Below are 22030 nucleotides of genomic sequence, written 5' to 3'. Positions count from 1 at the left end.
TGAGTACCCGCAGTTCTGAGTACCCGCAGTTCTGAAACACCGTTGTCGCAATCAAGGAGAGTCATCGAGCGATGGCCGGTCCAGCGTTCCGCGCCGCCGCCGTACGGGTGCGCGTCCCCGCCACCAGCGCCAATCTCGGTCCGGGCTTCGACGCCTTCGGCCTGTCGCTGGGTCTCTACGACGACGTCGTCGTCCGTGTCGCCGACTCCGGGCTGCACGTCGACATCGCCGGCGAGGGCGCCGAGACGCTCCCGCGCGACGAGAGCCACCTGCTCGTACGCTCCCTGCGCACCGCCTTCGACCTGCTCGGCGGACAGCCGCGCGGCCTCGAGGTCGTCTGCGCGAACCGCATCCCGCACGGCCGCGGCCTCGGCTCCTCCTCCGCCGCCATCTGCGCCGGCATCGTCGCCGCCCGCGCCGTGACCATAGGCGGAGACGCCAAGCTCGACGAGGCCGCCCTGCTCGAGCTGGCCACCGAGATCGAGGGTCACCCCGACAACGTCGCCGCCTGTCTGCTCGGCGGATTCACGCTCGCCTGGACCGAGTCCGGTGCCGCGCGGGCGATCAGGATGGATCCCTCGGATTCCATCGTTCCGGTGGTTTTCGTCCCCGGGAAGCCGGTGCTGACCGAGACTGCCCGCGGGCTCCTGCCGCGCACCGTCCCGCACGTGGACGCCGCGGCCAACGCCGGGCGTGCCGCCCTCCTCGTCGAGGCCCTGACCCGCCGCCCCGAGCTGCTGCTCGCGGCCACCGAGGACCGGCTGCACCAGGAGTACCGGGCTCCCGCGATGCCCGACAGCATCGCCCTGGTGAACCGACTGCGGGCGGACGGCGTCCCCGCGGTCATCTCCGGCGCGGGCCCCACGGTCCTCGCGCTGGCCGAACACGGGACGGCCGACAAGGTCGCCCGCCTCGCGGGTGAGGGCTGGGCCGCGAACCGGCTCGACCTCGACGCGTCCGGAGCGAGCGTCCTTCCGCTGGCGCCCTAGGCGCGCGGCGGCCGGACGCCGGGCAGCGTCCGGACAGGAGATTGCCGGTGAGGGAGAGGGGGAATGTTTGTTGGAGCCGGTAGTGTTAACCTCAAGTCAGCACCCGGCGCCTTTGTGGCGCGGTGCTGAGTGTCCCCATCAGGGACCACCGATTCTTCCGGGAGCCTCCCCAACTGCCTGAGCAGCCTGCCTGAGCAGTTTCGAGCACGCTCCGGAACCGGCACGACACCCCTCGCTCTTCTTTCCTCGCGAGGGCCGAGCAGGGGGCGCTCGGGCCGGACCCCAGCACGTTTTCTCTCCGCCGTACCCGGCGGGACCACCGCCCCGGACACGGTCCACCCAACACGGGACCGCTGCCGGACAGCACAACCGGTCGCCGAGCCAGATGGCCGACGTCCGCTCCAGGGAAGGACCCTTCGTGAGCGACACCACCGATCTGATGGGCGTGACTGCCGACAGCAGTGTCGACGCCGCCGCGCCCGCCGCAGGTGCTGCCACCGGCGGCACCGCACGGCGCCGCCGCTCCGGCACCGGCCTCGAGGGCATGGTCCTGGCCGAGCTGCAGCAGGTCGCGTCCGGCCTCGGCATCAGGGGCACCGCGCGGATGCGCAAGAGCCAGCTGATCGAGGTCATCAAGGAGGCGCAGGCCGGTGGAGGCTCCGCCCCCGCCAAGGCCGCCGACGCCGCCGAGACCAAGCCGAAGCGCCGCACCACCGCCAAGGCCCGTACGGGTGAGACCGCTGCCGAGGCCGCCGAGCCCAAGGCGGAGAAGGCCGAGAAGGCCACCGCCCAGCAGCAGATCGACATCCCGGGCCAGCCGTCCCCCAAGGTCTCGACCTCGGTCGACCAGGGCGGCGCCCCCGCCGACGACCAGCCCTCGGGCGAGCGTCGTCGCCGCCGTGCCACCGCCCCCGCCGGCTCGCCGGAGGGCGAGGCCAAGGCCGAGGCCGCGCAGGTCGTCAAGACCGACACCCGTACCGAGGCCAAGGCCGACGCGGGCACCGACACCAAGGCCGAGGCCGCCGTCGACGGCGCCGAGGGCCGTGGCCGTCGCGACCGCGGTGAGCGGGGCGAGCGCGGGGAGCGCGGCGAGCGCCGTGACCGCCGCGACCGTCAGCGTGACCGCGGCAAGGGCGACGAGCAGCAGGGCGGTGGCCAGGGCGGTCAGCGCCAGCGTCAGGGCGGCCAGGGCCAGGGTCAGGGCCAGCAGGTCCAGGGCCAGGGTCAGCAGGGCGGCCAGCAGGCCGGTCCGCAGGACGACTACGACGACGGCGAGGGCGGCCGCCGCGGGCGTCGTGGCCGTTACCGCGACCGCCGTGGGCGTCGTGGCCGTGACGACTTCCAGGCCGGCGAGCCGCAGGTCGCCGACGACGACGTCCTGATCCCCGTCGCGGGCATCCTCGACATCCTCGACAACTACGCGTTCATCCGGACCTCCGGCTACCTGCCCGGTCCGAACGACGTGTACGTCTCCCTCGCCCAGGTCCGCAAGAACGGCCTGCGCAAGGGTGACCACGTCACCGGCGCCGTGCGTCAGCCGAAGGAGGGCGAGCGCCGCGAGAAGTTCAACGCGCTGGTCCGCCTGGACTCCGCGAACGGCATGGCCGCCGACTCCGGCCGTGGCCGCCCCGAGTTCAACAAGCTGACCCCGCTCTACCCGCAGGACCGGCTCCGTCTGGAGACCGACCCGGGCGTGCTGACCACGCGGATCATCGACCTCGTGTCGCCGATCGGCAAGGGCCAGCGCGGTCTGATCGTGGCCCCGCCGAAGACCGGCAAGACCATGATCATGCAGGCGATCGCCAACGCGATCACCACCAACAACCCCGAGTGCCACCTGATGGTCGTCCTGGTCGACGAGCGTCCGGAAGAGGTCACCGACATGCAGCGGTCGGTCAAGGGCGAGGTCATCTCCTCGACCTTCGACCGTCCGGCCGAGGACCACACCACCGTCGCCGAGCTGGCCATCGAGCGCGCCAAGCGTCTCGTGGAGCTGGGTCACGACGTGGTCGTCCTGCTCGACTCGATCACCCGCCTGGGCCGCGCGTACAACCTCGCGGCGCCGGCCTCCGGCCGCATCCTGTCCGGTGGTGTCGACTCGACCGCGCTCTACCCGCCGAAGCGCTTCTTCGGTGCGGCGCGCAACATCGAGGACGGCGGCTCGCTGACCATCCTGGCCACCGCGCTGGTCGACACCGGCTCGCGCATGGACGAGGTGATCTTCGAGGAGTTCAAGGGCACCGGCAACATGGAGCTCAAGCTCGACCGGAAGCTCGCCGACAAGCGCATCTTCCCGGCCGTCGACGTCGACGCCTCGGGTACGCGTAAGGAAGAGATCCTGCTCGGCAGCGACGAGCTCGCCGTCACCTGGAAGCTGCGTCGTGTGCTGCACGCGCTCGACCAGCAGCAGGCGATCGAGCTGCTGCTCGACAAGATGAAGCAGACGAAGTCGAACGGCGAGTTCCTGCTCCAGATCCAGAAGACCACCCCTGGAGCGGCGAACAACGACTGACGCGAGAGCTGCGTCACACGACGTGAGCCGGGCCCCGTGTCCGTAACCCCGTCGTGACCTGCGTAAACCACTGCGCCCACCGTGCCCCGCACGGTGGGCGCAGTGCTGTTCGGTTCTACGCCCACCGAAACCCCACAGGCCCGTATGCAACCCTTTCGGCCGCTTCGCCGTCACATATGGTGAACCTAGGGCCGAGGGATGACGATGACCGAGCAGAGCAAGAGCGGCCGAATAGCCGGCGCGGGAAGCGGCCGCCGCCGCAAGCAGCCCGCCAGGCACAGCCGCAGGGCGGCCGTCCTGGTCTCGGGCGCCCTCGCCGTCCTCGTCCTCGGCGGGGCCGGCCTCGGTTACGTCTACTTCACGCTCGACGGCAACCTCGAGACCGTCGACATCAACGCCCAGCTGGGCACCGACCGCCCCGACGACGTCGACAACGGCTCCCTGGACATCCTCGTCCTCGGCTCCGACTCCCGCTCCGGCGACAACGGCGTCTACGGCAAGGACGAGGGCGGCGCCCGCTCCGACACTGCGATGGTCGTCCACGTCTACGAGGGCCACAAGAAGGCCGGCGTCGTCTCCATACCCCGCGACACCCTCATCGACCGGCCGAAGTGCACCGACGCGCAGGGCACGGCCGTCGCCGCCGAACAGCGGGCCATGTTCAACACCGCGTACGAGGTCGGCGGCCCCGCCTGCGCCGTCAAGACCGTCGAGGCGATGTCCGGCATCCGCATGGACCACTACATCGAGGTCGACTTCACCGGCTTCAAGAAGCTCATCGACGAGCTCGGCGGGGTGGAGATCACCACCACCACCGCCATCAAGGACAGCAAGAGCCACCTCGACCTCGAACCGGGCACCCACACCCTCGACGGCGAGCAGTCCCTCGGCCTCGTCCGGACCCGCAAGAGCGTCGGCGACGGCAGCGACCTCGGCCGCATCCAGCTCCAGCAGGCCTTCATGAAGGCCTTCATGAACCAGGTCAAGGACGTCGGCGTCCTCACCAACCCGAAGAAGCTCCTCGACCTCGCCGACGCCGCCACCAAGGCCATCACCCCCGACTCCGAACTCGACTCGGTCCAGGAGCTGATGGGCTTCGCCAAGGGCCTCTCCGGCATCGCCGCCCAGAACGTCCACATGGTCACCCTGCCCGTCGAGTACGACCCCCGGGACCCCAACCGCGTCGTGCCCCTGGAGGCCCAGTCGCGGCAGGTCTGGACGGCCCTGAAGAAGGACCTGCCGATCCCCGCGTCGGCCACGAAGGACGCGGCCACCGGCAAGGCCGAGGGCGTCGTGAAGTAGCACGGCGACCGCCGTCCGAGGCCGCTCAGGAATACTTTCGCCGCCACCCCGGTTTGGGCAGATGCGGCCGGTCCTGGCAGACTGGTACGTCGGCCCCGGTTCACGTTTGCCGCGACCCGCGGAAGCGACCCGGAGCCCTCCCGAAACTAGGAGACACCTTGAAGCGCGAGATCCACCCCGAGTACGTCGAGACCCAGGTCAGCTGCACCTGTGGCGCGTCGTTCACCACCCGGAGCACCCTGACCGAAGGCACCATCCGTGCCGAGGTCTGCTCCGAGTGCCACCCGTTCTACACGGGCAAGCAGAAGATCCTCGACACCGGCGGCCGCGTCGCCCGCTTCGAGGCCCGCTTCGGCAAGGCCGGCTCCGCCAAGTAGCGAGCCCCTGCGCCGGTCCACGGTCGCCCCGCGCGGGTGGCCGGGACCGGCGCTTTGCCGTCCCGTAGCAACTGACGAAAAACCCAGGAGCCCCCGATGTTCGAGGCGGTCGAGGAACTGGTCGGCGAGCATGCCGGCCTCGAGACGAAGCTCGCAGACCCTTCGGTCCACGCCGACCAGGCGAACGCGCGCAAGCTGAACAAGCGCTACGCCGAGCTGACCCCGATCGTCGCCGCCTACCGGTCCTGGAAGCAGACCGGTGACGACATCGAGACCGCCCGCGAGCTGGCACACGACGATCCCGACTTCGCCGCCGAGGTCAAGCAGCTGGAGAAGGACCGGGAGGAGCTCACCGAGAAGCTCCGTCTGCTCCTCGTCCCGCGCGACCCGAGCGACGACAAGGACGTCATCCTGGAGATCAAGGCGGGCGCGGGCGGCGACGAGTCCGCCCTCTTCGCCGGCGACCTGCTCCGCATGTACCTGCGGTACGCCGAGCGCGTCGGCTGGAAGACCGAGATCATCGACGCCACCGAGTCCGAGCTGGGCGGCTACAAGGACGTCCAGGTCGCCGTGAAGACCAAGGGCGGCAACGGCGCCACCGAGCCCGGCCAGGGCGTCTGGGCGCGCCTGAAGTACGAGGGCGGGGTGCACCGCGTGCAGCGCGTGCCCGCGACCGAGTCCGCCGGCCGTATCCACACCTCCGCCGCCGGCGTCCTCGTCACGCCCGAGGCCGAGGAGGTCGAGGTCGAGGTCCACGCCAACGACCTGCGCATCGACGTCTACCGCTCGTCGGGCCCCGGCGGCCAGTCGGTCAACACCACCGACTCCGCCGTCCGCATCACCCACCTGCCGACCGGCATCGTCGCCTCCTGCCAGAACGAGAAGAGCCAGCTCCAGAACAAGGAGCAGGCCATGCGTATCCTGCGGTCCCGGCTGCTCGCCGCCGCGCAGGAGGAGGCCGAGTCCAAGGCCGCCGACGCCCGTCGCAGCCAGGTCCGCACCGTCGACCGGTCCGAGAAGATCCGTACGTACAACTTCCCGGAGAACCGGATCTCGGACCACCGCGTCGGCTTCAAGGCGTACAACCTGGACCAGGTGCTCGACGGCGACCTGGACGCGATGATCCAGGCGTGCGTCGACGCCGACTCGGCTGCCAAGCTCGCCGCGGCGTAAGTGGCGTCAGTTCCGTAAGCCCCACCCCCCGCACCACGGAGGACCAGCGTGAACCTGCTGCTTGCCGAGGTGGCCCAGGCCACCCAGCGGCTGGCCGACGCCGGCGTTCCCTCACCGCGTTTCGACGCGGAGGAGCTCGCCGCGTTCGTGCACGGCGTCAAGCGGGGGGAGCTGCACAACGTCAAGGACGCGGACTTCGACGCCCGCTACTGGGAGACCGTCGCCCGCCGAGAGGCCCGCGAACCGCTCCAGCACATCACCGGGCGGGCGTTCTTCCGGTACCTGGAGCTCCAGGTCGGGCCCGGGGTCTTCGTGCCCCGGCCGGAGACCGAGTCGGTCGTCGGCTGGGCCATAGACGCCGTCCGCGCGATGGACGTCGTCGAACCCCTCATCGTCGACCTCTGCACCGGCTCCGGGGCCATCGCCCTCGCGATGGCCCAGGAGGTGCCGCGCTCGCGCGTGCACGCGGTCGAGCTCTCCGACGACGCCCTCGTGTGGACCCGCAGGAACGCCGAGGGCTCCCGCGTCACCGTCCACCAGGGCGACGCGCTCAGCGCGCTCCCCGAGCTGGACGGCCAGGTCGACCTGGTCATCTCCAACCCGCCGTACATCCCGCTCACCGAGTGGGAGTACGTGGCACCCGAGGCCCGTGACCACGACCCGGAGATGGCCCTCTTCTCCGGCGAGGACGGCCTCGACACCATCCGCGGCATCGAGCGCACCGCCCACCGGCTGCTCCGTCCCGGCGGCCTCGTCGTCATCGAGCACGCGGACACCCAGGGCGGGCAGGTGCCGTGGATCTTCAACGAAGAGGCCGGCTGGGCCGACGCCGCCGACCACCCGGACCTGAACAACCGGCCGCGCTTCGCGACCGCCCGCAAGGCGATGCCATGACCGGCATGACCAGCACGACCGGCATGACTGCCACGACTGCCATGACGAACCACGCGTACGAGGAGGCCGGGAACTGATGGCACGGCGATACGACTGCAACGAGGCGACCGACCGTGTGACCGGTCTGCGCGAGGCCGCGTCCGCCGTCCGCCGGGGCGAGCTGGTCGTGCTGCCCACCGACACCGTGTACGGGATCGGGGCGGACGCCTTCAGCAGCGAGGCCGTGGCAGACCTGCTCGCCGCCAAGGGCCGGGGCCGCAACATGCCCACGCCCGTGCTCATCGGCTCCCCGAACACCCTCCACGGCCTGGTCACGGACTTCTCCGAGCAGGCGTGGGAGCTCGTCGACGCCTTCTGGCCCGGCGCCCTCACCCTCGTCGCCAAGCACCAGCCGTCCCTCCAGTGGGACCTGGGCGACACCCGGGGCACCGTCGCCATCCGCATGCCGCTGCACCCGGTCGCCATCGAACTGCTCACCGAGGTCGGCCCGATGGCCGTCTCGTCGGCGAACCTCACCGGCCACCCGTCCCCGGAGGACTGCGACGCGGCCCAGCAGATGCTCGGCGACTCCGTCTCCGTCTACCTGGACGGCGGCCCGACGCCCGGCATCGTCCCGTCCTCCATCGTCGACGTCACGGGCAAGGTGCCGGTGCTGCTGCGCGAGGGCGCGCTCTCGCCGGAGGAGCTCCGGAAGGTCGTACCCGACCTCGAGGTGGCGAATTGACCGCCCCTGAGGGGCGTGGCATAGCGGGGTTCGACGACAGCAACACCTTCCGCATCCTCCACGTCAGCACCGGCAACGTCTGCCGCTCGCCGATCACCGAGCGGCTGACCCGCCATGCCCTGAGCGACCGCCTCGGCGACCCTCTCGGCGGCGGCCTGATCGTGGAGAGCGCGGGCACCTGGGGCCACGAGGGCGCCCCGATGGAGGCCAACGCGGAACTGGTCCTCGCCGACTTCGGCGCGGACTACAGCGGCTTCGTGGGGCGCGAGCTCCTCGACGAGCACGTCATCCGCGCGGACCTGGTCCTGACGGCGACCCGCGACCACCGCGCCCAGGTCATCTCGATGGGCCACTCGGCGGGCCTGCGTACCTTCACCCTGAAGGAGTTCACCCGCCTGGTCCGCGCGATCGACCCGGCGACGCTCCCGGACGCCCGCGACGAGGGCATGGTGGAACGCGCGCGTGCCCTGGTCCGCGCGGCGGCGGCTCTACGCGGGTGGCTCCTGGCCCCCTCGGTGGACGCGGACGAGGTCAACGACCCCTACGGCGCCCCGATCACCTTCTTCCGCTCGATCGGCGACGAGATCAACCAGGCGCTGGATCCCGTGGTGACGGCACTGACGGGCGTGCGGGCGCGCGACTGACGTGTGTGGGTGCCGGGCGGTCCGTCCGGCGGACGGAGTCCGGCGCAGCGCTCCGGAGCCCGGGAGGCCCCTTGGGGCCGAGCGGTGCGAGGGGCGCGTCGGGGATTGCGCTCACCGGGCGCGTGGGGGCGGGGCTGCCTACATTGGTGCTGACATCCCTCCACGCCCGGAGTCAGCCATGCCGGTCACCGCTCCCCCCGATGAGGCTCTCGACGTCCTGCGACGGCAGGATCCGGAGATCGCCGACGTGCTGCTCGGTGAGACGCGGCGGCAGGCCGACAGTCTGCAGTTGATCGCCGCCGAGAACTTCACCTCGCCCGCCGTCCTCGCCGCCCTCGGTTCGCCGCTCGCCAACAAGTACGCCGAGGGGTATCCCGGCGCCCGTCATCACGGTGGCTGCGAGTACGCCGACGCCGCCGAGCGGATCGCCGTGGAACGGGCCACCGCGCTGTTCGGCGCCGACCACGCGAACGTCCAGGCGCACTCGGGCTCCTCGGCCGTCCTGGCGGCGTACGCGGCCCTTCTGAGGCCCGGTGACACGGTGCTCGCCATGGGCCTGGACCACGGCGGGCACCTCACCCACGGTTCGCCCGCCAACTTCTCCGGCCGCTGGTTCGACTTCGTCCCGTACGGCGTCGACGCCGAGACCGGGCTCGTCGACTACGAACAGGTCGCCGCGCTCGCCCGCCACCACCGCCCCAAGGCGATCGTGTGCGGCTCCATCTCGTACCCCCGGCACCTCGACTACGCGCTCTTCCGCGAGATCGCCGACGAGGTCGGCGCCTACCTCATCGCCGACGCCGCCCACCCCATCGGTCTGGTCGCCGGGGGAGCGGCCCCCAGTCCCGTCCCGTACGCCGATGTCGTCTGCGCGACCACCCACAAGGTGCTGCGCGGGCCGCGCGGCGGGATGGTGCTCTGTGGGGAGGAGCTCGCCGGCCGCGTCGACCGTGCCGTCTTCCCGTTCACCCAGGGCGGCGCCCAGATGCACACGATCGCGGCGAAGGCGGTGGCCTTCGGCGAGGCGTCCACCCCGGCGTTCACCGCGTACGCCCATCAGGTGGTCGAGCACGCGCGCGTGCTCGCCGCCGCGCTCGCCGCCGAGGGCTTCGCCCTGACGACCGGCGGCACCGACACCCACCTCATCACCGCCGACCCGTCGCCGCTCGGCGTCGACGGCCGCACCGCACGCGCCCGGCTCGCCGCCGCCGGCATGGTCCTCGACACCTGCGCGCTCCCGTACGGGGAGGGGCGCGGGATCCGGCTCGGCACCGCGGCCGTCACCACCCAGGGGATGGGCGCCCCGGAGATGGCGCGGATCGCCGCGTTGTTCACCGCGGCGCTGCGTGACGATCCCGCGGAGACGGCCCGGGTACGGGCGGAGGTACGGGGGCTGACCGGGCGATTTCCCCCGTATGGCGGCTGAGGAGCGGTCACGGAAAGTCGCTGTGCAACCGTTCGGGGGGTCCAGGTGTCTCCAAGCACATGGACGGCACGGCTAGGGTGTGGGGCTGAGATGGCCAGCGAAACCTGTGGGGCAGCCCGTGCGTGATTACCTGCTGACGCTCTGTGTCACGGCCGCGGTGACTTATCTGCTCACCGGTCCGGTGCGGAAGTTCGCCATCGCGACCGGGGCGATGCCGGAGATCCGTGCCCGAGACGTCCACCGAGAACCGACTCCGCGGCTCGGTGGCATCGCCATGTTCTTCGGGCTGTGCGCGGGACTCCTCGTCGCCGACCACCTGCAGAACCTGAACAGCGTCTTCGAGCTCTCCAACGAGCCGCGCGCGCTGCTCTCCGGCGCCGCCCTGATCTGGCTGATCGGCGTCCTGGACGACAAGTTCGAACTGGACGCCCTGATCAAGCTGGGCGCGCAGATGATCTCGGCGGGCGTCATGGTGGCGCAGGGCCTGACGATCCTGTGGCTGCCGATCCCGGGTGTCGGCGTCGTCTCGCTGACCCCGTGGCAGGGCACGCTCCTGACCGTCGCCCTGGTCGTCCTCACCATCAACGCCGTCAACTTCGTCGACGGCCTCGACGGCCTCGCCGCCGGCATGGTCTGCATCGCCGCCGCCGCCTTCTTCCTGTACGCCTACCGCCTCTGGTACGGCTACACGATCGAGGCCGCCGCCCCCGCGACGCTCTTCACCGTCATCCTCATGGGCATGTGCCTGGGCTTCCTGCCGCACAACATGCACCCGGCGCGGATCTTCATGGGCGACTCCGGCTCGATGCTGATCGGTCTGATCCTGGCGGCCTCGGCCATCTCGATCACCGGCCAGGTCGACCCGGACGCGCTGAAGATCTTCGAGGGTTCGACGCGTCAGGCCACGCACGCCGCCCTGCCGGTCTTCATCCCGCTGGTGCTGCCGCTGACGATCATCGCGATCCCGATGGCGGACCTGGTCCTCGCGATCGTGCGCCGCACCTGGAAGGGCCAGTCGCCGTTCGCGGCCGACCGCGGGCACCTGCACCACCGGCTCCTGGAGATCGGGCACTCGCACAGCCGCGCGGTCCTGATCATGTACTTCTGGTCGGCGCTCATCGCCTTCGGGACGCTGGCGTACTCGGTCCACTCGGCGTCGATGTGGATCGTCCTCTGCGTCGTCGCGCTCAGCGCGATCGGCCTGGTGCTGCTCCTGCTGCCGCGGTTCACCCCGCGCGCGCCCCGCTGGGCCGAGTCGGTCGTACCGCCTCGCTACCGGCGCCGCAAGCCGGCCCCCGTCGCGGCGGCCGCTCCGGAGCCGGTCGTGGTCGAGGAGGAGCGGATTCCGGTGCCCGCGGGGATCAACGGCGCCACCGCCATCGGCAACCGCGGGCGCTTCACCGACAGGCGGAAGGCCGGAACGCCAAGTTGACGAAAGCCGCAGACGCGGCCATTAGCAGACAAGGCGCCTTCCTGTCGCGCACACACGCGCGGGGTAACTCTCATGTGTGACAGTTGGCACACCTTATGGGTAAAGACCTATTCAAATAGTTTGTGATACGGTTCACGAGACCCGGCGACAGTGCCGAAAGACCGTAGTGCGACGGTCCGTTGGCCCCGAGACCCACCTCGGACCGGGCTTACGCTCGTCCTTGACGACACCATCGCCCCCTTCAGCAAGCGGAGACACCGCCATGCCGTCCAACGACGCACGCATCCTCATGCACACCGTCATCCCCACCGCTGCCGTCGGCGCGATCGCCACGGTCATCAGCGCTGTGGTCGCCGGTGGCAAGGGCGCGCTCGGCGCCGTCGTCGGCACCCTGGTCGTGCTCCTCTTCATGGGAATCGGGCAGGTCGTCCTGCAGCGGACGGCGAAGTCGCTCCCGCATCTGTTCCAGGCCATGGGGCTCATGCTCTACACGGCCCAGTTGCTGCTGCTCTTCATCTTCCTGGCTTTGCTCAAGGACACCACGCTGTTCAACTTCAAAGCCTTTGCTTTCACCCTGCTCGCGGCGACCGTGGTGTGGGTCGCCGCACAGGCCCGTGCCTACATGAAGGCCAAGATCACGTACATCGACCCCGGAAACACGGGGTCGAAGTCGTGAAGGGTAGGGCCGGGATAAAGCCGCGTTCGGCTTCCTGCTATCGTCCGGTGCCAACTGCGGCACTGCGGGCGCGGGCATCCGAGACGCCTGTCCCAGCGCGAGGCTCGATGCCGAACCGCCGCCCCCTTATCCGTAAGACCAGTCCAGTGCCGACCCGCGGCTGCGTGCCGCGCCGACACAACGAGGTTGCCGTACCTATGCGCCACGCTGAAGGAGCCCGCGGTGAGTGCTGACCAGACGCTTGCCTTCGACCCGGATTGCCACATCTTCAGTGGATGTGGCTTCCCGGCGCCGGGCCTGCACACGTTCATGTACGAGCCCATCGCCACGGTGGGGGGCATCGAGTTCACCAAGCCGATGCTGCTCGCCATCCTCGGCTCCATCGTGGTCGTCGGGTTCTTCTGGGCCGCCTTCAACAAGCCCAAGCTGATCCCCGGCAAGATGCAGATGGTCGGCGAGGCCGGTTACGACTTCGTGCGCCGCGGCATCGTCTACGAGATCATCGGCAAGAAGGACGGCGAGAAGTACGTCCCCTTCATGGTGTCGCTGTTCTTCTTCGTCTGGATCATGAACCTCTGGTCGATCATTCCGCTCGCCCAGTTCCCGGTCACCTCGCTGATCGCCTTCCCGGCCGGTCTCGCGCTGATCGTCTACGTCATGTGGATCTCGCTGACGTTCAAGAAGCACGGCTTCGTCGGCGGCTGGAAGAACATCGTCGGCTACGACAAGTCGCTCGGCGCGATCCTTCCGATGGTCGTCGTCCTCGAGTTCTTCTCGAACCTGCTGATCCGGCCCTTCACGCACGCGGTGCGACTGTTCGCGAACATGTTCGCCGGTCACCTGCTGATCGTGATGTTCTCGCTGGCCACCTGGTACCTCATGAACGGCCTGGGCTTCGTCTACGCCGGCGCCTCGTTCGTGATGGTCCTCGTGATGACCGCCTTCGAGCTCTTCATCCAGGCCGTCCAGGCGTACGTCTTCGTCCTCCTGGCCTGCAGCTACATCCAGGGCGCGCTCTCCGAGCACCACTGAGCCGATCCGTCCCGGATCGTGGCTTCACCCCCAATCCAACAGTCGTCCGGTGGCCAACCCCCACCGGGTCATTGAAAGAGAAGGAAGTAACGGCATGTCCGCTGCTCTCGAACTGGTCAACCTCGCCGCCCCCGGTGACTCCGCCAAGACCACCCTCGTCGGCAACGTCGCGTCCATCGGCTACGGCCTCGCCGCGATCGGCCCCGGCGTCGGCGTCGGCATCATCTTCGGTAACGGTACGCAGGCTCTCGCCCGTCAGCCCGAGGCTGCCGGCCTGATCCGCACCAACCAGATCATGGGCTTCGCGTTCTGTGAGGCGCTCGCCCTCATCGGCATCGTCATGGGCTTCGTCTACCAGTAAGCCGGACCGACAAGCCCGATTCTTTTACGGAAGGCACTGATGTGAACGCGCTGCTTCTTGCGCAGGCGGAGGAGCCCCAGCCTCCTCTGATCCCGCATCTCGACGAGCTCGTCATCGGCCTGATCGCCTTCGTCATCGTCTTCGGTTTCCTCGCAAAGAAGCTCCTCCCGAACATCAACAAGGTTCTGGAGCAGCGCCGCGAGGCCATCGAGGGTGGCATCGAGAAGGCCGAGTCGGCCCAGATCGAGGCTCAGAGCGTGCTGGAGCAGTACAAGGCCCAGCTCGCCGAAGCCCGCCACGAGGCCGCGCGTCTTCGCCAGGAGGCGACGGAGCAGGGCACCGCGATCATCCAGGAGATGAAGGCGGAAGGCCAGCGCCAGCGCGAGGAGATCATCGCGGCCGGCCACACGCAGATCGAGGCCGACCGCAAGGCCGCCTCTGCTTCGCTGCGTCAGGACGTGGGCAAGCTCGCCACCGACCTGGCCGGCAAGCTGGTCGGCGAGTCCCTCGAGGACACCGCCCGCCAGAGCCGGACGATCGACCGCTTCCTCGACGAGCTCGAGGAGAAGGCGGAGGCCGTCCGATGAACGGAGCGAGCCGTGAGGCACTGGCCGCCGGACGCGAGTCCCTCGACGCGCTGACCGACAACACGTCGGCCGACGCGAAGAAGCTCGCGGACGAGCTGGCCGCAGTCACCACGCTGCTCGACCGCGAGGTGTCGCTGCGTCGGGTCCTGACCGACCCCGCGCAGTCGGGCGAGGCCAAGGCCGAGCTCGCGCAGCGACTCCTGAGCGGTCAGGTGGGCGGCGAGACCGTCGACCTGGTGTCGGGCATGGTGCGTTCCCGCTGGTCGCGTTCGCGTGACCTGGTCGACGCGACCGAGCAGCTGGCGAACATCGCCGACCTCACCGCGGCGCAGAAGGCGGGAGCCCTCGACGGTGTCGAGGACGAGCTGTTCCGCTTCGGCCGGATCGTGTCCTCCAGCCCCGAGCTCCGCTCGGCGCTGACGGACAAGGCCGCCACGGCCACCGCCAAGGGCGAGCTGCTCCGCAGCCTGCTCGGCGGCAAGGCCAACGTCGCCACCGAGCGTCTGGTCGTCCGTCTGGTGACCCAGCCCCGGGGACGTAGCCTGGAAGCGGGACTCGAGTCCCTCTCCAAGCTCGCCGCGGCGCGCCGGGACCGGATGGTCGCCGTCGTCAGCTCGGCGGTGCCGCTGTCGGACCAGCAGAAGCAGCGCCTCGGAGCCGTACTCGCCAAGCTGTACGGCCGCGAGATGCACCTGAACCTGGACGTGGACCCCTCGGTCCTCGGCGGGATCACGGTGCAGGTCGGCGACGAGGTCATCAACGGCTCGATCGCGGAGCGCCTCGACGAGGCGACCCGTCGACTGGCCGGCTGACGACCGTCACCAGCACAAGGCATCACAGCTACACAGCATCACCAGCGGCCCGGTTGGGCCGTGCAGAGATTGCAGAAGATTCCTGGGGGTCGGCCCCCAGACCCCTTAAGAAACTTCGGGCCCAACAAGGAGAGCAGGGAACCCAGATGGCGGAGCTCACGATCCGGCCGGAGGAGATCCGGGACGCACTGGAGAACTTCGTCCAGTCGTACCAGCCGGACGCGGCCTCGCGCGAGGAGGTCGGCACGGTCAGCCTGGCCGGTGACGGTATCGCGAAGGTCGAGGGTCTTCCCTCGGCCATGGCGAACGAGCTGCTGAAGTTCGAGGACGGGACCCTCGGTCTCGCGCTGAACCTCGAAGAGCGCGAGATCGGTGCGATCGTCCTCGGCGAGTTCAGCGGCATCGAGGAGGGTCAGTCGGTGCAGCGCACCGGCGAGGTCCTCTCCGTCGGTGTCGGTGAGGGTTACCTGGGTCGCGTCGTCGACCCGCTCGGCAACCCGATCGACGGTCTCGGCGAGATCGCGACCGAGGGCCGCCGCGCCCTCGAGCTGCAGGCCCCGGGCGTTATGGCCCGTAAGTCGGTGCACGAGCCGATGGAGACCGGCTACAAGGCCGTCGACGCCATGACGCCGGTCGGCCGTGGTCAGCGTCAGCTGATCATCGGTGACCGTCAGACCGGCAAGACCGCTCTGTGTGTCGACACGATCATCAACCAGCGCGACAACTGGCGCTCGGGCGACGTGAACAAGCAGGTCCGCTGCATCTACGTCGCCGTCGGCCAGAAGGGCTCGACCATCGCGTCCGTGCGCGGCGCCCTGGAAGAGGCCGGTGCGCTCGAGTACACGACGATCGTCGCCGCCCCGGCGTCCGACCCGGCCGGCTTCAAGTACCTGGCGCCGTACACCGGCTCCGCCATCGGCCAGCACTGGATGTACCAGGGCAAGCACGTCCTGATCGTCTTCGACGACCTGTCGAAGCAGGCCGACGCCTACCGCGCCGTGTCGCTGCTGCTGCGCCGCCCGCCGGGCCGTGAGGCCTACCCGGGTGACGTCTTCTACCTGCACTCGCGTCTGCTCGAGCGCTGCGCGAAGCTCTCGGACGAGCTGGGTGCCGGTTCGATGACCGGTCTTCCGATCGTCGAGACCAAGGCGAACGACGTGTCGGCGTTCATCCCGACCAACGTCATCTCCATCACCGACGGCCAGTGCTTCCTGGAGTCCGACCTGTTCAACGCCGGCCAGCGTCCGGCCCTGAACGTCGGTATCTCGGTCTCGCGTGTCGGTGGCTCTGCCCAGCACAAGGCGATGAAGCAGATCTCCGGTCGCCTCCGCGTGGACCTGGCCCAGTTCCGTGAGCTGGAGGCGTTCGCCGCCTTCGGTTCCGACCTGGACGCCGCCTCCAAGGCGCAGCTGGAGCGTGGACAGCGCATGGTCGAGCTGCTCAAGCAGGCTCAGTACCAGCCGATGCCCACCGAGAACCAGGTCGTCTCCGTCTGGGCCGGTACCACCGGCAAGATGGACGACGTCCCGGTCGCCGACATCCGCCGCTTCGAGGCCGAGCTCCTGGCGTACCTCCGCCAGAACCACTCGGGCCTCATGACCTCCATCCGTGAGGGCGGCAAGATGTCCGACGACACCCTGCAGGCCGTGGGCGACGCCATCGCGGAGTTCAAGAAGCAGTTCGAGACCTCTGACGGCAAGCTGCTGGGCGAGGACGCTCCTGCCGCCGTCAACGTCTCGAAGTGACGACGGAAGGGACCTGACTCATGGGAGCGCAGCTCCGGGTCTACAAGCGTCGCATCAAATCCGTCACCGCGACGAAGAAGATCACCAAGGCGATGGAGATGATCGCCGCCTCGCGTGTCGTCAAGGCGCAGCGCAAGGTGCAGGCGTCGACTCCGTACGCGACCGAGCTGACGCGCGCGGTCACGGCGGTGGCCACGGGTGCGAACGACAAGCACCCGCTGACCACCGAGGCGGAGAACCCGATCCGTGCCGCGGTCCTGCTCCTTTCGAGCGACCGCGGTCTGGCCGGCGCCTTCAACTCCAACGCCATCAAGGCCGCGGAGAAGCTGACGGCGAAGCTTGAGGGCGAGGGCCGTGAGGTCACCGTCTACGTCGTCGGCCGTCGTGGCATCGCCCACTACAACTTCCGCGAGCGGAAGCTGGCCGGTACGTGGACCGGGTTCACGGACCAGCCGTCGTACGGCGACGCCAAGACGATCGCGGCTCCGCTGATCGAGGCGATCGAGAAGGACACGGCGGAGGGTGGTGTGGACGAGCTCCACATCGTCTACACCGAGTTCGTCTCGATGATGACGCAGACGGCGGTCGAGGCCCGGCTGCTGCCCCTCAGCCTCGACGAGGTGGCGAAGGAGGCGGGCGACAAGGACACCCTGCGTCCGCTGTACGACTTCGAGCCGTCGGCGGAGGACGTCCTCGACGCCCTGCTGCCCCGGTACGTCGAGAGCCGGATCTACAACGCGCTGCTCCAGTCGGCTGCTTCCAAGCACGCCGCCACGCGACGCGCGATGAAGTCGGCGACCGACAACGCGGGAGACTTGATCAACAACCTCTCCCGACTTGCCAACGCGGCCCGCCAGGCCGAAATCACCCAGGAAATCAGCGAGATCGTCGGTGGCACCGCAGCCCTGGCCGACGCGACCGCGGGGAGTGACAAGTAATGACGACCACTGTTGAGACGGCCGCCGCCACGGGCCGCGTCGCCCGGGTCATCGGCCCGGTCGTCGACGTGGAGTTCCCCGTCGACGCGATGCCGGAGATCTACAACGCGCTGAACGTCCAGGTTCCGGACCCGGCCGTCGAGGGCGGGACCAAGACCCTGACCCTCGAGGTCGCCCAGCACCTCGGTGACGGCGTTGTCCGCACCATCTCGATGCAGCCCACCGACGGCCTGGTCCGCCAGGCCGCGGTGACCGACACCGGCACGGGCATCACGGTGCCCGTCGGTGACGTCACCAAGGGCCGCGTGTTCAACACGCTGGGTCAGGTGCTGAACGCGGACGAGTCCACCGTGGCCGACGCGCCGCGCTGGACGATCCACCGCAAGGCCCCGGCCTTCGACCAGCTCGAGTCCAAGACCGAGATGTTCGAGACCGGCCTGAAGGTCGTCGACCTTCTCACCCCGTACGTCAAGGGTGGAAAGATCGGTCTGTTCGGTGGTGCCGGTGTCGGCAAGACCGTTCTGATCCAGGAAATGATCGTCCGTGTGGCCAAGCTGCACGACGGTGTGTCGGTCTTCGCGGGCGTCGGCGAGCGCACCCGTGAGGGCAACGACCTCATGGTGGAGATGGAGGAGGCCGGCGTTCTGGACAAGACCGCGCTGGTCTTCGGCCAGATGGACGAGCCCCCGGGCACCCGTCTCCGCGTGGCCCTCGCCGGTCTGACCATGGCGGAGTACTTCCGCGATGTGCAGAAGCAGGACGTGCTGTTCTTCATCGACAACATCTTCCGCTTCACCCAGGCCGGTTCCGAGGTGTCGACCCTGCTCGGCCGTATGCCCTCCGCGGTGGGTTACCAGCCGAACCTGGCCGACGAGATGGGTCTCCTCCAGGAGCGCATCACCTCGACCCGTGGTCACTCGATCACCTCGATGCAGGCGATCTACGTCCCCGCCGACGACCTCACCGACCCGGCGCCGGCGACCACCTTCGCCCACCTCGACGCGACGACGGTTCTCTCCCGTCCGATCTCCGAGAAGGGCATCTACCCGGCCGTGGACCCGCTGGACTCCACGTCCCGGATCCTGGACCCGCGCTACATCGCGCAGGACCACTACGACGCCGCCACGCGCGTCAAGGGAATCCTGCAGAAGTACAAGGACCTCCAGGACATCATCGCGATCCTCGGTATCGACGAGCTGAGCGAGGAGGACAAGCTCGTTGTCCACCGCGCCCGCCGTGTCGAGCGCTTCCTGTCCCAGAACACCCACGCGGCGAAGCAGTTCACCGGTGTGGACGGTTCGGACGTTCCGCTCGACGAGTCGATCGCCGCGTTCAACGCGATCTGCGACGGTGAGTACGACCACTTCCCCGAGCAGGCGTTCTTCATGTGTGGTGGCCTCGAGGACCTCAAGGCCAACGCCAAGGAGCTCGGCGTCTCCTGAGCCCCGTGCTCTCCCGAGGGGGGCGGGATCCGGTCCCGCCCCCCTCACCACGCCCACTAGAATTGACCCCAACACCCGGCACGACCGCCGGGTGGTGACCCGAGGAGCCACCCTTGGCTGCTGAGCTGCACGTCGAGCTGGTCGCCGCGGACCGGAGTGTCTGGTCCGGCGAGGCCACCCTGGTCATCGCGCGTACCACCTCCGGCGACATCGGCGTCATGCCCGGCCACCAGCCGCTGCTCGGTGTGCTGGAGTCGGGCCCGGTGACCATCCGTACCAGTGAGGGCGCGACTGTCGTCGCCGCCGTCCACGGTGGATTCATCTCGTTCGCCGACGACAAGCTGTCTCTGCTCGCGGAGATCTGCGAGCTGGCGGACGAGATCGACGCCCAGCGTGCCGAGCGCGCGCTGGAGCGTGCGAAGTCGGATTCCGACGCGGCCGCCGAGCGGCGCGCCGATGTCCGGCTGCGCGCGGTAGCGGTCCGCTGACGGTCCGCGCAGAGTAGTGCCCTCAGCCGCGGCACGGCTGGAATTTTCCAGACCGTGCCGCGGCTGAGGCGATGCAGATGCAGGTTGTATTCGGTTCTGCCGGCGGTGTCGGCTACGGGACGCAGCGAGGAGGTCGGTGAAGATGTTCCTCGCTCTGCTCGTGTGCGGCCTGGTCGTCGCACTGGTGGTGATCGGGCTCTTCGTCTTCGGCTTGCGCCGCAGGCTGATCCAGCGTGCCGGCGGCACCTTCGACTGCTCGCTGCACTGGGACGTCCCGGACGAGCCGGATCCGAGCGGCAAGGGCTGGGTGTACGGCGTCGCCCGTTACAGCGGTGACGAGATCGCCTGGTTCCGGGTCTTCTCGTACGCGCCCCGCCCGCGCCGCGTCCTGGAGCGCTCGTCGATCGTGGCCCTGGAGCGCCGGATGCCGGAGGGCGAGGAGGAGCTCGCGCTGCTCTCCGACATGGTGATCCAGCCCTGTATGTACGAGGGCGTCCGCCTGGAGCTCGCGATGAGCGAGGACGCCCGGACGGGGTTCATGGCCTGGCTGGAGGCGGCGCCTCCGGGGCAGAGGGTGAACGTCGCGTAGGACGTGAGGAAGCGGGGGTCGGCGTGCTGCGCCGGCCCCCGCTTCGTCGTGTCGCCCCCGTGGGGGGTTAGTTCAGACCGGTGTTGATGGCGCCGACGAGCTCGCCGTTGCCGGTGTCACCGCTGAACTCCCAGAAGAACGCGCCGCCCAGGCCCTGGTTCTTCGCCCAGCTCATCTTGGACGTGACCGTGGCCGGGGTGTCGTAGCTCCACCAGTTGCTGCCGCACTTCGCGTAGGCCGTGCCCGCGACGGTGCCGGTGGCCGGGCAGGAGGTCTTGAGGACCTTGTAGTCCTCGATGCCCTGCTCGTAGGTGCCCGGGGCCGGGCCGGTCGCCGTGCCGCCGGGGGCCGCCTGGGTGACGCCGGTCCAGCCGCGTCCGTAGAAGCCGATGCCGAGCAGCAGCTTGTTGGCGGGCACGCCCTTCGCCTTGAACTTGGCGATCGCCTCGGCGGAGTTGAAGCCCGCCTGCGGGATGCCGGCGTACGAGGTGAGCGGGGAGTGCGGGGCCGTCGGGCCCTGCGCGGCCCAGGCGCCGAAGAAGTCGTACGTCATGACGTTGAACCAGTTCATGTACGGCGCGGCGCCCGCGTAGTCGGCGGCGTCGATCTTGCCGCCGGAGGAGGCGTCGGCCGTGACGGCCGCCGTGACCAGGTAGTTGGCGCCGAACTTGGCGCGCATGGCCTGCATCATGTTCTTGAAGGCGGCGGGCCCGCTGGTGTCGCAGGAGAGGCCGCAGGCGTTGGGGTACTCCCAGTCCAGGTCGATGCCGTCGAAGACGTCGGCCCAGCGCGGGTCCTCGATCAGGTCGTAGCAGGACTGCGCGAAGGCGGCCGGGTTCTGCACGGCCTGGCCGAAGCCGCCGGACCAGGTCCAGCCGCCGAAGGACCACAGGATCTTGATGTTCGGGTAGGCCTTCTTCAGCTTGCGCAGCTGGTTGAAGTTGCCGCGCAGCGGCTGGTCCCAGGTGTCGGCGACGCCGTCGACGGACTGGTCGGCGGTGTAGGCCTTGTCGTAGTCGGCGTAGGCGTCACCGATGGTGCACTTGCCGCCCTGGACGTTGCCGAAGGCGTAGTTGATGTGGGTGATCTTGGACGCGGAGCCCGAGGTCACGATGTTCTTCACGTGGTAGTTGCGTCCGTAGACGCCCCAGTTGGTGAAGTAGCCCATCTTCACGGTGGAGCCGGGGTTGCCTCCGCCGCCGCCCGTGGTGCGGACGGGGGTCGCCCCGGAGGCGGGGCCGGTCTGGTCGATGGTGTCGCGGGCGACGACCGTGTAGCTGTAGTCGGTGCCGGCGGTCAGGCCCGTGTCGGTGTACGTGAGGCCCGTGACGGTGGCGACGGTGGTGCCGTCGCGCTTGACGTCGTAGTTCTTGATGCCTTTGTCGTCGGTGGCCGCGCTCCAGGTGAGCTTCACCGAGGTGTCGGTGATGGCGGAGGCGCCGGGGGCGCCGGGGGCGGAGGGGGCGTTGTCGCCGGGCTGGGTGCCGCCGTCGCAGGAAGCGCCGTTGATCTTACAGCCGCTCGGTGCGCCGGAGCCGGTGCCGTTGAAGCCGAAGGAGACGCTGGCGCCGGGGGCGAGGGTGCCGTTCCAGCCGACGTTCTTGCCGGTCCAGTGGGTGCCGGAGCTGGTGACGGTGGCGTCCCAGGCCGAGGTGACGGCGGTGCCGGAGGGGTAGTCCCACTCGACGGCCCAGGAGGAGAGCGTGGTGGTGCCGGTGTTCTTCACCGTCCACTTGCCCTCGAAGCCGGAGCCCCAGTCGGAGACCTTGGTGTAGGTGGCGGTGACCGAAGTGGCCGCTTCGGCGGGTGCTGCGAGGCCGACCATCGCGGCCAGGGGCAGGATCAGGGCGGTGAGACCGGCGGCGGCCCGGTGTCTGAACCCTGTTC

21 protein-coding genes are annotated in these 22030 nt (G+C 69.4%); 20 read left to right on the top strand and 1 reads right to left on the bottom strand.

Annotated features, from left to right (window positions below):
• Positions 1-71 precede the first annotated feature (71 nt).
• The 20 genes from thrB to N5875_RS12340 all read left to right on the top strand — a co-directional run bounded on the left by thrB (position 72) and on the right by N5875_RS12340 (position 20143).
• Positions 72-989, top strand: a complete 918-nt coding sequence (thrB, locus tag N5875_RS12435; RefSeq protein WP_030321061.1) for a homoserine kinase — start codon at positions 72-74, stop codon at positions 987-989.
• Positions 990-1407: 418 nt separating this feature from the next.
• Positions 1408-3501 carry a transcription termination factor Rho gene (rho, locus tag N5875_RS12430; RefSeq protein ID WP_338493594.1) on the top strand — a complete coding sequence of 698 codons (2094 nt, stop codon included), beginning with the start codon at positions 1408-1410 and terminating at the stop codon, positions 3499-3501.
• A gap of 204 nt (positions 3502-3705) precedes the next feature.
• Positions 3706-4803, top strand: a complete 1098-nt coding sequence (locus N5875_RS12425; RefSeq protein ID WP_318207888.1) for an LCP family protein — start codon at positions 3706-3708, stop codon at positions 4801-4803.
• Between the two features lie 158 nt (positions 4804-4961).
• Entirely contained in the window at positions 4962-5180 is a 219-nt protein-coding gene (gene rpmE, locus N5875_RS12420; RefSeq protein WP_030321069.1) for a 50S ribosomal protein L31, read from the top strand.
• Positions 5181-5276: 96 nt separating this feature from the next.
• On the top strand, positions 5277-6353 hold the full coding sequence (gene prfA / locus N5875_RS12415) for a peptide chain release factor 1 (RefSeq protein ID WP_318207887.1): 1077 nt from the start codon (positions 5277-5279) through the stop codon (positions 6351-6353).
• 48 nt (positions 6354-6401) lie between these two features.
• Complete coding sequence (gene prmC / locus N5875_RS12410; protein ID WP_318207886.1) at positions 6402-7247, top strand: peptide chain release factor N(5)-glutamine methyltransferase; 846 nt, start codon at positions 6402-6404, stop codon at positions 7245-7247.
• Positions 7248-7323: 76 nt separating this feature from the next.
• Positions 7324-7971, top strand: coding sequence for an L-threonylcarbamoyladenylate synthase (locus N5875_RS12405; RefSeq protein WP_030321077.1), 648 nt, complete (start codon positions 7324-7326; stop codon positions 7969-7971).
• Complete coding sequence (locus N5875_RS12400) at positions 7968-8615, top strand: protein-tyrosine-phosphatase (protein ID WP_318207885.1); 648 nt, start codon at positions 7968-7970, stop codon at positions 8613-8615. The genes N5875_RS12405 and N5875_RS12400 overlap by 4 nt, the downstream gene beginning before the upstream one ends.
• Positions 8616-8793: 178 nt before the next feature.
• Complete coding sequence (gene glyA / locus N5875_RS12395; RefSeq protein WP_338493584.1) at positions 8794-10041, top strand: serine hydroxymethyltransferase; 1248 nt, start codon at positions 8794-8796, stop codon at positions 10039-10041.
• A gap of 118 nt (positions 10042-10159) precedes the next feature.
• On the top strand, positions 10160-11473 hold the full coding sequence (locus tag N5875_RS12390; RefSeq protein WP_318207883.1) for an MraY family glycosyltransferase: 1314 nt from the start codon (positions 10160-10162) through the stop codon (positions 11471-11473).
• A gap of 262 nt (positions 11474-11735) precedes the next feature.
• Positions 11736-12149 carry a hypothetical protein gene (locus N5875_RS12385; protein ID WP_318207882.1) on the top strand — a complete coding sequence of 138 codons (414 nt, stop codon included), beginning with the start codon at positions 11736-11738 and terminating at the stop codon, positions 12147-12149.
• Positions 12150-12371: 222 nt separating this feature from the next.
• Entirely contained in the window at positions 12372-13181 is an 810-nt protein-coding gene (gene atpB / locus N5875_RS12380; RefSeq protein ID WP_055599283.1) for a F0F1 ATP synthase subunit A, read from the top strand.
• 94 nt (positions 13182-13275) lie between these two features.
• The gene (atpE, locus tag N5875_RS12375) at positions 13276-13542 is read left to right on the top strand and encodes an ATP synthase F0 subunit C (protein WP_055599282.1); all 267 of its coding nucleotides are present in this window, start codon (positions 13276-13278) and stop codon (positions 13540-13542) included.
• Positions 13543-13583: 41 nt separating this feature from the next.
• Positions 13584-14129, top strand: coding sequence for a F0F1 ATP synthase subunit B (locus tag N5875_RS12370; RefSeq protein ID WP_266896691.1), 546 nt, complete (start codon positions 13584-13586; stop codon positions 14127-14129).
• Positions 14126-14941 (top strand): F0F1 ATP synthase subunit delta, encoded by an 816-nt coding sequence (locus N5875_RS12365; protein WP_318207881.1) that lies wholly within the window; start codon positions 14126-14128, stop codon positions 14939-14941. The genes N5875_RS12370 and N5875_RS12365 overlap by 4 nt, the downstream gene beginning before the upstream one ends.
• A gap of 146 nt (positions 14942-15087) precedes the next feature.
• On the top strand, positions 15088-16686 hold the full coding sequence (gene atpA / locus N5875_RS12360) for a F0F1 ATP synthase subunit alpha (protein WP_030321094.1): 1599 nt from the start codon (positions 15088-15090) through the stop codon (positions 16684-16686).
• 20 nt (positions 16687-16706) lie between these two features.
• Positions 16707-17624 (top strand): F0F1 ATP synthase subunit gamma, encoded by a 918-nt coding sequence (locus N5875_RS12355; RefSeq protein ID WP_266969308.1) that lies wholly within the window; start codon positions 16707-16709, stop codon positions 17622-17624.
• Positions 17624-19066, top strand: coding sequence for a F0F1 ATP synthase subunit beta (gene atpD / locus N5875_RS12350; RefSeq protein ID WP_318207880.1), 1443 nt, complete (start codon positions 17624-17626; stop codon positions 19064-19066). The genes N5875_RS12355 and atpD overlap by 1 nt, the downstream gene beginning before the upstream one ends.
• Positions 19067-19179: 113 nt before the next feature.
• Positions 19180-19554 carry a F0F1 ATP synthase subunit epsilon gene (locus N5875_RS12345; RefSeq protein ID WP_024761909.1) on the top strand — a complete coding sequence of 125 codons (375 nt, stop codon included), beginning with the start codon at positions 19180-19182 and terminating at the stop codon, positions 19552-19554.
• 142 nt (positions 19555-19696) lie between these two features.
• A complete protein-coding gene (locus N5875_RS12340) occupies positions 19697-20143 on the top strand; it encodes a DUF2550 domain-containing protein (RefSeq protein WP_318207879.1) in 447 nt (148 codons plus the stop codon).
• 67 nt (positions 20144-20210) lie between these two features.
• Here N5875_RS12340 and N5875_RS12335 read toward each other — a convergent pair whose 3' ends face one another.
• A complete protein-coding gene (locus tag N5875_RS12335; protein ID WP_338499155.1) occupies positions 20211-21968 on the bottom strand; it encodes a glycoside hydrolase family 18 chitinase in 1758 nt (585 codons plus the stop codon).
• Between the last annotated feature and the right edge of the window lie 62 nt (positions 21969-22030).

This window comes from Streptomyces sp. SJL17-4 (assembly GCF_036826855.1).
Classification (GTDB): domain Bacteria; phylum Actinomycetota; class Actinomycetes; order Streptomycetales; family Streptomycetaceae; genus Streptomyces.
The sequence above is the reverse complement of the archived record's forward strand: the minus strand, read 5'-3'. Positions and strand labels throughout refer to the sequence as shown.

Excerpts from the sequence above, each read along its gene's own strand:
- atpA (WP_030321094.1), top strand. The coding sequence starts at position 15,088 with ATGGCGGAGCTCACGATCCGGCCGGAGGAGATCCGGGACGCACTGGAG.
- atpE (WP_055599282.1), top strand. The coding sequence starts at position 13,276 with ATGTCCGCTGCTCTCGAACTGGTCAACCTCGCCGCCCCCGGTGACTCC.
- atpD (WP_318207880.1), top strand. The coding sequence starts at position 17,624 with ATGACGACCACTGTTGAGACGGCCGCCGCCACGGGCCGCGTCGCCCGG.
- thrB (WP_030321061.1), top strand. The coding sequence starts at position 72 with ATGGCCGGTCCAGCGTTCCGCGCCGCCGCCGTACGGGTGCGCGTCCCC.
- N5875_RS12365 (WP_318207881.1), top strand. The coding sequence starts at position 14,126 with ATGAACGGAGCGAGCCGTGAGGCACTGGCCGCCGGACGCGAGTCCCTC.
- glyA (WP_338493584.1), top strand. The coding sequence starts at position 8,794 with ATGCCGGTCACCGCTCCCCCCGATGAGGCTCTCGACGTCCTGCGACGG.
- N5875_RS12385 (WP_318207882.1), top strand. The coding sequence starts at position 11,736 with ATGCCGTCCAACGACGCACGCATCCTCATGCACACCGTCATCCCCACC.
- N5875_RS12405 (WP_030321077.1), top strand. The coding sequence starts at position 7,324 with ATGGCACGGCGATACGACTGCAACGAGGCGACCGACCGTGTGACCGGT.
- N5875_RS12425 (WP_318207888.1), top strand. The coding sequence starts at position 3,706 with ATGACCGAGCAGAGCAAGAGCGGCCGAATAGCCGGCGCGGGAAGCGGC.
- N5875_RS12340 (WP_318207879.1), top strand. The coding sequence starts at position 19,697 with ATGTTCCTCGCTCTGCTCGTGTGCGGCCTGGTCGTCGCACTGGTGGTG.
- N5875_RS12355 (WP_266969308.1), top strand. The coding sequence starts at position 16,707 with ATGGGAGCGCAGCTCCGGGTCTACAAGCGTCGCATCAAATCCGTCACC.
- N5875_RS12335 (WP_338499155.1), bottom strand. The coding sequence starts at position 21,968 with ATGGTCGGCCTCGCAGCACCCGCCGAAGCGGCCACTTCGGTCACCGCC.
- prfA (WP_318207887.1), top strand. The coding sequence starts at position 5,277 with ATGTTCGAGGCGGTCGAGGAACTGGTCGGCGAGCATGCCGGCCTCGAG.